Here is a 12,056-nt window from a genome sequence, read left to right on the forward strand (position 1 = left end):
TTAAGATTTACCTTAGAACAAGTAATACAACTGTGTTAAAGGAAGTTTTTCTGCCGGTTCACAAGTGATGTATTCACCATCTACCGTTACCTTATAGTTTTCAGGATTCACTTCAATTAAAGGGATCTTATCATTATGGATAAGGTCTTTTTTAGAAATATTTCTACAGTTTTTCACCGGAAGAATCATTTTTTCTAAGCCGTAAGAAGCTATTGTTCCATTATCAATAGAAATTTGAGAAACAAAATTTGCACAAATACCATACTTAGCTTTTCCGTGAGCTCCAAACATATTTCTGTAGATAATGGGCTGTGGTGTTGGAATAGAAGCATTCGGGTCTCCCATTTTAGCTGCGATAACGAATCCTCCTTTTACGATCATTTCAGGCTTCACTCCGAATAATGCTGGTTTCCAGATCACCAAATCCGCCAATTTCCCTTCTTCAAGAGATCCAACGTATTCTGAAATACCGTGGGCAATGGCCGGGTTAATGGTGTATTTAGCTACATATCTTTTGGCACGGTAGTTATCGTTTCCGCTATCCTTATCTTCCGCTAAATCCCCTCTTTGCTCCTTCATTTTACTTGCTGTCTGCCAGGTTCTTGTGATCACTTCTCCCGGTCTACCCATGGCCTGAGAGTCCGAACTCATGATACTGAAAACGCCCATATCATGAAGGATATCTTCTGCCGCAATGGTTTCTGGGCGGATACGCGAATCTGCGAATGCAACGTCTTCAGGGATGTTTTTGCTTAAATGGTGACACACCATCAACATATCTAAATGCTCATCGATTGTATTGATGGTGTAAGGACGTGTTGGGTTGGTAGAAGCCGGCAATACATTGGGATACATTGCTGCTTTGATGATATCCGGTGCGTGGCCTCCACCTGCTCCTTCCGTGTGGAATGTGTGAATCACTCTTCCATTGATCGCTCTCATGGTGTCTTCTAAGAAACCTCCTTCATTTAGGGTATCGGTATGGATAGCCACCTGAACATCATATTTATCTGCTACTTTTAAAGCGGCATCAATGGTTGCAGGCGTTGCTCCCCAGTCTTCATGAATTTTCACTCCTAACGCACCGGCTTCTACCTGCTCTTCGATAGGCTCTTCTGCTGAACAGTTTCCTTTTCCGAAGAACCCTAAGTTCATTGGATATTCTTCTGCTGCTTCAAGCATCTTCTGCATATTGAATTTCCCTGGAGTTACCGTTGTAGCATTTGTTCCGTCATTAGGACCTGTACCGCCTCCAATCATAGTAGTAATTCCACTGTATAATGAGGTTTCAATCTGCTGTGGACAGATGTAGTGAATATGGGTATCAATCCCTCCGGCAGTTACGATGTATCCTTTTCCACCGTGAACTTCAGTAGAAGCACCAATAATCATGTTAGGACTTACACCATCCATTGTGTCTGGGTTACCTGCTTTTCCGATTCCTACGATTTTACCGTCTTTAATCCCGATATCTCCTTTTACAATTCCCCAGTGATCGATGATTACGGCTCCAGTGATACAAAGGTCAAGAACGCCTTCGTCTCTTTTGGCAGTTACGTTCTGACCCATCCCGTCACGTACGGTTTTTCCACCTCCGAAAACAGCTTCGTCTCCGTAATAGGTGAAATCTTTTTCGATTTCAATAATAATTTCAGTGTCTCCCAGTCTGATTTTATCTCCGGCTGTAGGTCCTAATATATTGGCGTATTGCTTTCTGTCTATGGGTAAGCTCATTTTAGTAATTTTTAAAGTTTAATTCTTCAACTTTTGCAAGGCTTGCTTTTTTCTGATCTTCAGAATCTACCTGTCCATCAACAAGGTTATTGAAGCCCATTGCTTTTTTGGTTCCTCCTATTTCTACCAACTCTACTTCTTTTTCTTCTCCCGGTTCGAAGCGCACTGCAGTACTTGCTACAATATTCAGTCTCTTTCCGAAAGCTTTTTCACGGTCAAAACTCATTGCCTTATTAACTTCGAAAAAGTGGAAGTGTGAACCTACCTGAATAGGACGGTCTCCTGTGTTGGTCACTTTTATTTTGACAGTTTCTCTGCCTTCGTTACAGATAATAGTGCCTTCTTTTACAAAAATTTCTCCTGGTATCATGATAAAATAGGGATTAACGGATTGGATTGTGTACGGTTACCAGCTTGGTTCCATCAGGGAATGTAGCTTCAATCTGAACATCGTGGATCATTTCTGCCACGCCGGGCATCACATCATCTTTGGTCAAAAGATTAGCGCCTTCCTGCATCAGTTCAGCTACTTTTTTCCCGTCTCTTGCTCCTTCAAGCAAAAAATGACTGATTAATGCTATAGATTCTGGATAGTTTAATTTAAGGCCTCTAGCCTTTCTTTTTAGAGCGAGTTCGCCTGCCAGAAATAGCATAAGCTTCTCCGTTTCTCTCGGTGTTAAGTGCATAATATTTTTTATTTAAAATTGGACAAACAATATCCTGTTCACCTTTCTGAAAAAGGCAAATAGAAATGTTCAAAAAAATGTAAAAAGGGGAAATGATACTTACGGATCTGTATTATAAAAACACAAACCATACTGAATCATTCAAATTGTAAAAACAAGATTAGCAACCCGCTATCTGCAGGGCATGATACAGAATGTACCTTGGTGCTATAATATAAATTCGGTTTTGAACAGCCGCAACCCGGGTATTATACGTATACCCTGCAAAGAAATAATGTAACCACTGCTGCGCAAGTACTGAATAATCAAATTTTACTTTCTCCCAGTCATTGGAATCCTGTATATCCTGCGCATCTGAAAAACTATAGATTTCAGGCTGGGTCTGCTGATCCGATTTCTGTTGAAGAAGATGAATTTTCGATAAAAGATCAGAGTACGGTTGAGTCTTCCCTTTATGTGCTAAAAGACCTGCACATAAAGCTGAGAAAAACAATACAAAAGAGAAAAATATGACTCTTTTTTTCATACCTGATTAATAATGGTGTAAAATTAGAGCAATATTAAAAAACAGGCTATCAAAAAGATTATTTAAAATGTTCAAAATCGCAACAAACACAATTTTATACAAATTTAACATTCATCTATAAATCTCTCATTTACAACACTTAAACATAGACAACAAACTATGACAAACATTTTATTGTCCCCATTCTTATAATTACAACAAATCATTACCTATTTTCCTTCTATATAAAGGATTGAATAAATACATTAAATATTTTTTAAAAATAACGCTTAAAAAATGGTATATATTAACAATTATCGGGTAATTAGGTTTATTTCATAAAAACAGATGAGATTTTTTTCTTTCCTTATAATTATCGTAAATTTGTATACACATACTTATTTAATTTAATAAAAATAATAAAACGTAATATGTCAAAAGCAATTTCGCAAGTACCATTAGCGGTAAATGAACCGGTAAATTCTTATGAACCGGGATCTCCGGAAGTTAAAAGCCTTATCGACACTTATAAAAAAATGTGGGCTGAGAAGATAGAAATTCCAATGATTATCAATGGAAAGGAAGTAAAAACCGATACGAAAGTTCAGCTTCAGTCTCCTCAGGATCATGCTCACGACTTCGGATTTTATTACCAAGGTGGTATGCAGCATGTGGATGACGCTATCAACGCGGCATTGGCAGCTAAACAAGCATGGAATGAACTAGGTTGGGAACAACGTGCAGCGATTTTCTTAAAGGCAGCTGATCTATTGGCAGGTCCTTACAGAGATGTAATTAATGCGGCTACAATGATCGGACAGTCTAAAAACGTACACCAAGCTGAAATTGACTCTGCTTGTGAGTTCATTGACTTCTTAAGATTCAACGTAGAGTTCATGACAGAAATGTATTCTGAGCAACCGATTTCTGACAACGGAATCTGGAACCGTGTAGAGTACAGACCATTAGAAGGATTCTGCTTTGCAGTAACTCCATTCAACTTTACAGCAATTTCAGGAAACCTTCCTACTTGTATGGCAATGCTAGGAAACGTTGTAGTATGGAAGCCTTCTGATAAGCAGGTTTATTCTGCAAAAGTAATCATGGATGTATTAATTGAGGCTGGTCTTCCTGCTGGGGTTATCAACATGATCTTTACAGATGGTAAAGAAACTGCTGAGAAGGTATTGGCTCACAAAGATTTTGCAGGTCTTCACTTTACTGGTTCTACAAAAGTATTCCAGGGAATGTGGAAAATGATCGGTGATAACATCCACAACTATAGAACCTATCCAAGAATCGTTGGAGAAACGGGAGGTAAGGATTTTGTTATTGCTCACCCTTCTGCGAATGTAGAAGCAGTAGCTACTGCTTTAGTAAGAGGTGCTTTCGAATACCAAGGACAAAAATGTTCTGCGGCTTCAAGAGCGTATGTTCCTAAATCTCTTTGGGCTGATGTGAAAAAAGTAATGGAAGCTCAGATGGCTACCATCAAGATTGGTTCTCCAGAGGATACCTCTAACTTCGTAAATGCTGTAATCGACAAAAATTCTTTCGAAAAATGTAAAGGATACATTACAAGAGCCAACGAATCTTCTGAAGCTACTGTAGCAATTGGTGGTACTTGTGATGATTCTAAAGGATGGTTCGTACACCCAACTGTAATTGAAACTACAAACCCTCAATACGAAAGTATGGTAGAAGAGATCTTCGGACCAATCTTATCTGTATTTGTTTATGAAGATCAGGACTGGAAAGAAACTCTTAAAATAGTTGATTCTTCTTCTCCTTATTCATTAACAGGTTCTGTATTCTCTCAAGATCGTTATGCAATCGCTGAGGCTTATAAAGCTTTAGAAAATGCATCGGGTAACTTCTATATCAACGACAAGCCAACAGGTGCCGTGGTAGGACAACAGCCTTTTGGTGGTGGTAGAGCTTCAGGAACTAACGATAAAGCTGGTTCTAAAATGAATCTTCTTAGATGGACGTCCGTAAGAAGTGTGAAAGAAACTTTTGTTTCTCCAAAAGACTACAAATATCCATACTTAGGATAATCATCAATAATGAGTAATAGGTAATCAGTAATGGTTGCCTTTTCTTTCAATATAGCCTCGGAATTTCGGTTTCGGGGCTTTTTTATGAATGATAAGTGATTGATGATAAATGATAAGGTTTAAGGTTAATTATAGTCATAAAAAGAACTTTAGTTTGCGCCCACTCTAATACTCTAATACTCTAATACTCTAATACTCTCAAACCCTCCCACTCTACCTTACCTAACATCTTTTAACAAACTTTACCTATATTTTACGACTTCCCTACCCTTGTTAGGAATAATAGTTGTTTTTTCATCTGTACACCCCAAAATAAAATTGTATGAAAAAGTTATTGCTAACAGCCATCGGCATAGGATTTTTTGCAGTGAGCTGTGGAACCAAGGAGTCATCTATGTCTACAAGTAATAGTGATTCAGCTAATGCAAAGGCTGCATCCCCCATTACCAAAGATACAATGACTACAAAAATGATGAATCCGGATACCATTAAGGTGAAAAAGGATTCTATGGCAACATCTCCTGCCAAATAATATTATATACGTTTAATTTAAAATGGAAAATCTGCAGTTGAAAGCACTGCAGATTTTTTTGATTAGAGTTAAAACCTAAAGTCATTTAGTTATTGAATGGAAAATTTTAGGTTTTAGCTAAAGCCCGCCCCTATTGATGTTGATATCCGTGTGAATATTTATATAAATAATAGTTGTTTAACGACAAGATCTTTTATCTTTTATCTTTTATCTTTTATCTTTTATCTTTTATCTTTTATCTTTTATCTTTTATCTTTCATAAAATCATTATATTTGATTAACATCAAACAAAGTATTATGAGAAAATTATGGCTAGGAGCAATTCTTGGACTTCTTTTCCTTGGAAGCTGTGCCCAAAATAAAGAAAAAAGAGAAGAATTTAAGGATGCACACAACAAAGATTCCTTAAGAAACAGAATGGGTGATTCTGCCGTGGCTAATTCTGAGCCGGCGCCAGTAACTCCGACTACTTCAAAAGTAAAAACCGATAGTACCAAGACTAAATAAAATCGCAAATCCACAGATATTCTGTGGATTTGCACTTAAAAAAACTTGACTGAAAAAAACCGGGCAATCAACCCCGATTATATTGTATAATTATATTCTAATCAGAATATTCTCTTTCATAGACGAAAAGAGGAACCGTGATTATTTCATGAAAAACAAAATATACACGCGTTCCATATCTAAAGTTTCATGGTTTGGCTTGTTGTGGGGAGTCCTATTTTATTTCAGAAAAAGGATAATTCCTTCGAAAATAAAATAGATAAGATGTAATATAATTGTAGTCATTCCCGTAACACAGTCGCAAAGATATGTCACGAGCGGTCTTACAAAAAACAATAGGTTATCCATTTTCATGAAAATAGCAAGACAGAATGTGAAAAGCTATATCTCTTTAACCGTTTTCATGAAAATGAACATTTTTATCCAACTGATTTTCAGCATCAAGATGTTTAATATAGGCTGATGGGGAGAAATCTGTAACCGCTTTGAATACTGCTGCAAATTTACTGTGTGAAGAGAACCCACATTCATCAGCCAAAATACTGATCTTATATTGTCTGTACTTCTCATCATTAATAAGTTTATCTACAATATAATTGATTCTTAGCCGGTTGACATAAGTTTTAAAGTCTGAACTTTTATGCTGATTGATAACATAAGAAAGATACTTGGTATTGGTATTCAGCTCACCTGCTAAAAATGAAAGAGACATTCCCTTATTGTTATAAAGATCACCTTTTTCAAACTCGTCAAGAAGTTCAAGCAGTTTAGTTTCAGTTTCGGAAGTCATTAAAGAATCAGTTCTCTTTCGGTCTTCTTCAGAATCTTTCTCATCTATTTCTTCTACAGATATATTTGAAAATTCAGAATTAACAGGTTGTCTTACCAAAGATCCTTTGTAGCCGTTAGCCACATTCATTTGAGTTCTTATTATATTTCTCAGTTTTGTAAACTGTCTTTTCTGTCTTGTTTTGAAAAAGATGATTAAACCTACCAGTGAAACAAACAAAATAACAATAGCAGCATTTTTTGCTACATTCATTTGGCCGTTTCCTTTGTGCGTTTTAGTTACTATGTCCTTAGTTTTTCCGGAAAACCCTTGATTACGGGCTGCAATACTGTCATAGGCCCTCATATATTTTACGGCATATAAAGATGCTTTAAAATTGTCTCCTATCCCTTCATAATAGTCATTGATATTGGAATAAACAGCTTTCTTCAATTTCAGACTTCGGGAAGTATCAGCAATATTTTCAGCCTTTTTCAGGTATACTTCAGCATCTTTCCAGTTCTTTTGTTTTACACGAATTCCTCCCAGTCCGTTATAAATTAATCCAAGAGTACAGCTTCCGGTTTTTAACAAACTCTCTGCTTTTCTATAATAATCTTCAGAAACACTGTAATCATTAAGCTTAAAATAAACATCTCCCAACAATTGATAAGAAACCGCCTGGGTTCTATCCTCACTCTGACTGTTTATTTTTTCAAAGTTTCTCAGGGAAAATTCAATGTATTGTATTGCGTTTACATAGTTTCCAAGCTCCATTTCATAAAAAGCCATTTCCTGATTCAGCATTCCTTCCGCTTCATTACTTTCCTGAAAATCAGAAATTTGCCTAGAAGCTTCCAGCCCTTTAGCAATATATTTTTTAGCTCTCTTGTATAACCCTACCTGTCTATATTGTTTCGCCAGTAACTTGCACACACGGGCTATCCATTCTTTATCATCAGCCAGCTCAGCTAAAGAATGGGCATTTTCACTATAACAAATTGCTTTTTTAAGATCTCCTCCGTGATGATAAAGTTCAGAGGAAAGCATAAGGCTTTTCACTTTATCCAGTGGTTTATGAGCTGACAAATAAAGAGAATCAGCAGTTTTAATTGCTTTGGGTAGATCTTTATAAGCTGTGATAGAGGAAATCCTTTCGCATGCTTGATCGAAATCGTTTTTTTTCTGGGCAGATATGGAGATTGCTGTTACCAGCAAGAACAAAAGTTTCAATAGATTATTAGACATAAAAAACAAATTATTATTCTTATAATAATTCATCATTTTCTCACGGGTGTCTTTTTGTTTTCTACAAAATTAGTAATATTTTACTTTTAATTAAAATATTCTACTGAAATTTAATCATTTAACTAAAATATCCATTTACATTAATTTTAATAATAAGTCTAAAACAATAGATGGTTTTCTTTCATATACACCTATACCTGTATTAAAAATAAAGTTCTTCAATAATTATTTTCAATGTGAATAACTTAAATGTCATCATATTTATTACATTTGCAGGAAACAAAACGTTTTTTATGAAAAAGATAGCAATATTTTCTACTCTATTTATAAGTGCATTGGCATGGGCGCAGGGCATCAAATTTGAGGATGGTAACTTTGCCTCTATCCTTGCCAAAGCTAAAAAAGAAAACAAACTGATCTTTGTAGATGCTTATGCAGCATGGTGTGGACCATGTAAACTGATGGTGAAAAATATTTTCCCTCTGAAAAATGTAGGTGATTATTATAACTCTCATTTCATCAATGCTAAAATTGACATGGAAAAGGGTGAAGGTATTGAGCTTGCTAAAAAATACAACGTAAAAGCTTTCCCGACCTATTTATTTATTGACGGAAATGGGGAAGCCATACACAGAACCTTGGGATATGTTGAAGAAAAAGACTTCATTCAGTTTGCAATGGATGCCAACGACCCAAGCAAAAGACTTACTTCTTTAAAGCAACAATTTGAAAAAGGAGAAAAGGATCCTTCATTTTTAAAAAATCTTGCAGAACTTACCATTTATAATGATGCAGAATTTGCTGAAAAAGTACTGAATCGTTATTTTCAGGTAAAACCTACAATGGACGAAGAGGATGCTCAATTACTTATTTCTGGTATACAAACTACAGAAAGTCCTTTATACAAGATCTTTCAGGATAAAAAAGCAGAGATTGTAAAGCTTTTCCCTGATGACAGGTATGAAAAATTTAATCAGAACTTCCAAATGAGTACAATTACTAAAAAGGCTTATAATCCTGATACTAAAACCTGGAATGATCAATACTTTATTACGGAAGCTCAGAAATTGGTAAGCAAGGAAAATGCTGAAAAATTATTAAAAAAACTAAAAGCAAGCAAAGCTTTAAAAAACAAAGATATTGCGCTTTTTGAAAAACTGACTTTAGAAGTATATCAAGATTACTCTAAGGCAGGTTCTAATGAATTAAACTCAGCAGCTTGGAACTTTTTTGAGAACATAAGTAATAAAACCTCTTTGGAAAAAGCTGTAGCATGGGCGCAGGAATCTGTAAAAAAGAAAGAAAGCTTTGCCAATGCAGATACGCTGGCTAATCTTTACAATAAGATCGGAGATAAGAAAAATGCAAAAATGTGGGCTGAAAAATCCATTGAACTGGCAAAAGCTGAAGGACAAGATTCTTCTGATACTGAGAAACTGTTAAAAAGCCTTTAATATAATAGGCAGAAGTATAAAATTAAACCGCAGAATGTTCTGCGGTTTTTTTATTTATTTCATATAAATGCTTAGTTATTATATACTAAAATCTGCATTTTGGTGAGCATACACTCTGGATCAAGATTATATCCGGAATAAGTAGTTGGATTAACATTTACTTTTGCCAAACCAGACCATGCCGAATATTGTACCTTAAAAACATAAGTTCCAGAGGTAAGGGTTATTGATTTTAAAAAAGTTACAGGAGTTGGAAGATCATTTAATCCTCCCCCAGCTCCTATTTTAGTAGTATAGGCTGAAGATACTTTAACTCCATCCTGTATCAAACTGAATACCCCTTGCGAGCTGACTCCTCCACTGGGAAAGTTAGTGGCATACCCTAAAATTGTAAATAAAAGAGTCTGCGTTCTTCCTGCAGGTACTGTAACGGTATAAGTAACTCCTGGCACGTCTATTGTAGTTCCCTGCGTTGCACTAGCTTCCGTGGTTCCCTGTACATAAACAGCAGAGTTGATGGTTCCGCTTATCGTATTTAACGTCTGCCATGATGGGGCAGCGCCGGCTCCGCCCGAGGTTAAAATCTGGCCTAAAGTACCCGCACTTCCCGCCGTAGTAGCGTTACCTCCCACATTAATCTCATTGGTAACCTGCAGTGTACCATTAACATGAAGATTTTTTTGTGGTGTTGTCGTTCTTATCCCTACATCACCAGCCCCGGTTACAGTCATTCTATTTGTATTATTGGTAAGCAGGTTTATAGGATTTGCAGAAATCGTATTTAGACTCATGCCTGTACTGCTTCCAGATGTGGTAATCTGAGCAGTTGATGCATTATCCACAAACATATTTAAAACACCTGTTCCTCCAGTCGCCTGAAATGCTCCTCTTGTAGAACCTGTTGCCAAAACGATTCCCTGAACACCTGAAGTCCCTATGATAACATCATTTGCACCATTCACAAAACGAAGCGTATTTCCTGCAGTTGTCACTATCCTGTTTCCTGCAAGGGTACCATTAGAAGTATAGATATTAACAGGCATATTGAGTTTCGCCCACGCTGTACCATCAAAATAATAATATCCTATGGCATCTATGCTGGCAGCAGTTCCGGTTTGTGTTCCGGTAGCAATACTGTTTACATAAATTAGTGTGGAAGTCGGAACCGAGGTCATACTTTGGGCTCTCTCACGATCAACTCTCGGAATAAGCAGCCCATCAACATTAGAGGTAGTTCCTGTAGCGTTTTTAGCTGTCACATCTAATGTTGCAGCAGGCATCGGAATATTCATACCTACTTGTGCATACACTAATAAGGGGAACAGTAAAGTCCCGAGTAATAAATCTTTTCTCATTTTCTTTTGTTTTATAAATTAAGCTTCTCAAAGTTAGCGAATTAAAGAAAACAAGTTGTCTTTTTTTTCTTGTTTTTTCAATAAAATCAAAATAATATTATTAAAAATAAAAAAGCAGATGGAAAACCACCTGCTTTTATTTACTTATAATTGAAAAACATTAATATTCAAACAATACACTTCCCCATGTAAATCCACTTCCGAAAGCTGAAAGAAGAACTAAATCTCCTCTTTTAATTTTTCCCTGTTCAATAGCTTCACTTAAAGCAATGGGAATAGAAGCAGCTGTAGTATTTCCGTATTTCTGAATGTTATTAAAGATCTTATCATCCGGCAATCCGAATTTCTGCTGAACAAACTGAGCAATTCTCAGATTGGCCTGATGTGGAATGAACATATCAAGATCTTCTACTGTTTTTCCTGCTTTGTTTAAAGCTTCCATCATGGTTTCCGGGAATCTTGTTACCGCATGTTTGAATACGAAGTTTCCGTTCATGATAGGATACACTTCTTTATTCGTTACATTTTCAGGTTCTTTTCTCATTCTGTCACTCCATCCGAACTTAGAACCTGGGAACTGTGTACACAATTCATCTGCATATTTCCCTTCAGAATGCATGTTTACGGCTAATATATCTCCTGCATTTTCATCTTCTGTTGCTGAAAGTACAATAGCTCCTGCCCCATCTCCGAAGATAACAGAAACCCCTCTTCCTTCATCAGAAAAATCTAATCCGAAAGAATGAACCTCTGCCCCTACAACAAGGATATTCTTATACATTCCTGACTTAATAAAAGCGTTGGCAACACTCACAGAATATACAAATCCTGAACATTGGTTTCTCACATCCAATGCTCCGATGGTATCACACCCAAGCATATCCTGAAGTAACACTCCACACCCTGGAAAATAATAATCCGGAGAAAGGGTGGCAAACACAATATAGTCAATATCTTTAGCGGTTAAACCTGCTTTCTCAATCGCTTTTTCTGATGCTTTGAACCCTAAGTAAGCTGCAGTTTCCTGAGAATCATTTCTGTTTTTTCTATGTCTTCTTTCCTTGATGCCTGTTCTTTCCGTAATCCATTCATCATTGGTTGTCATTAGTTTGGCTAAATCATCATTTGTAACAACGTTATCTGGAACATAAAATCCCACACCTTTTATTGTACTTTTAATCATATAGTTTTATAATTTTGGCAAAGATA

The 12,056-nt window shown here is 36.4% G+C and carries 11 protein-coding genes; 4 read left to right on the top strand and 7 right to left on the bottom strand.

Features of this window, described 5'->3' with window-relative positions:
- Positions 1-12 precede the first annotated feature (12 nt).
- The 4 genes from ureC to CHSO_RS18875 all read right to left on the bottom strand — a co-directional run bounded on the left by ureC (position 13) and on the right by CHSO_RS18875 (position 2,946).
- On the bottom strand, positions 13-1,734 hold the full coding sequence (gene ureC, locus CHSO_RS18860; protein ID WP_045499442.1) for an urease subunit alpha: 1,722 nt from the start codon (positions 1,732-1,734) through the stop codon (positions 13-15).
- 1 nt (position 1,735) lies between these two features.
- Positions 1,736-2,104 (bottom strand): urease subunit beta, encoded by a 369-nt coding sequence (gene ureB, locus CHSO_RS18865; protein ID WP_045499445.1) that lies wholly within the window; start codon positions 2,102-2,104, stop codon positions 1,736-1,738.
- Between the two features lie 13 nt (positions 2,105-2,117).
- Positions 2,118-2,420: an urease subunit gamma gene (gene ureA / locus CHSO_RS18870; RefSeq protein ID WP_045499458.1), complete on the bottom strand. Its 303-nt coding sequence runs from the start codon at positions 2,418-2,420 to the stop codon at positions 2,118-2,120.
- 160 nt (positions 2,421-2,580) lie between these two features.
- Positions 2,581-2,946: a hypothetical protein gene (locus CHSO_RS18875; protein ID WP_045499461.1), complete on the bottom strand. Its 366-nt coding sequence runs from the start codon at positions 2,944-2,946 to the stop codon at positions 2,581-2,583.
- 410 nt (positions 2,947-3,356) lie between these two features.
- On the opposite strand from CHSO_RS18875, the gene pruA reads away from it, so the two are divergent.
- The 3 genes from pruA (at position 3,357) to CHSO_RS18890 (ending at position 6,021) form a co-directional block, all read left to right on the top strand.
- Complete coding sequence (gene pruA, locus CHSO_RS18880; RefSeq protein WP_045499464.1) at positions 3,357-4,982, top strand: L-glutamate gamma-semialdehyde dehydrogenase; 1,626 nt, start codon at positions 3,357-3,359, stop codon at positions 4,980-4,982.
- A gap of 322 nt (positions 4,983-5,304) precedes the next feature.
- Entirely contained in the window at positions 5,305-5,514 is a 210-nt protein-coding gene (locus CHSO_RS18885) for a hypothetical protein (RefSeq protein WP_045499467.1), read from the top strand.
- A 297-nt stretch (positions 5,515-5,811) separates the two neighbouring features.
- Positions 5,812-6,021, top strand: coding sequence for a hypothetical protein (locus CHSO_RS18890; protein ID WP_045499471.1), 210 nt, complete (start codon positions 5,812-5,814; stop codon positions 6,019-6,021).
- 391 nt (positions 6,022-6,412) lie between these two features.
- Here the strand turns inward: CHSO_RS18890 and CHSO_RS18895 are convergent, their stop codons facing one another.
- Complete coding sequence (locus CHSO_RS18895; RefSeq protein ID WP_171817669.1) at positions 6,413-8,038, bottom strand: tetratricopeptide repeat protein; 1,626 nt, start codon at positions 8,036-8,038, stop codon at positions 6,413-6,415.
- Positions 8,039-8,331: 293 nt separating this feature from the next.
- Between CHSO_RS18895 and CHSO_RS18900 the strand changes: the two genes are divergently transcribed.
- Positions 8,332-9,492: a thioredoxin family protein gene (locus CHSO_RS18900; protein ID WP_045499477.1), complete on the top strand. Its 1,161-nt coding sequence runs from the start codon at positions 8,332-8,334 to the stop codon at positions 9,490-9,492.
- Between the two features lie 71 nt (positions 9,493-9,563).
- Here CHSO_RS18900 and CHSO_RS25175 read toward each other — a convergent pair whose 3' ends face one another.
- Both CHSO_RS25175 and CHSO_RS18910 read right to left on the bottom strand, forming a co-directional pair.
- A complete protein-coding gene (locus tag CHSO_RS25175; RefSeq protein WP_052480661.1) occupies positions 9,564-10,847 on the bottom strand; it encodes a hypothetical protein in 1,284 nt (427 codons plus the stop codon).
- Between the two features lie 160 nt (positions 10,848-11,007).
- On the bottom strand, positions 11,008-12,030 hold the full coding sequence (locus CHSO_RS18910; protein ID WP_045499480.1) for a 3-oxoacyl-ACP synthase III family protein: 1,023 nt from the start codon (positions 12,028-12,030) through the stop codon (positions 11,008-11,010).
- Positions 12,031-12,056: the final 26 nt, after the last annotated feature.

The sequence above is a fragment of the Chryseobacterium sp. StRB126 genome (genome assembly GCF_000829375.1).
Taxonomy (GTDB): domain Bacteria; phylum Bacteroidota; class Bacteroidia; order Flavobacteriales; family Weeksellaceae; genus Chryseobacterium.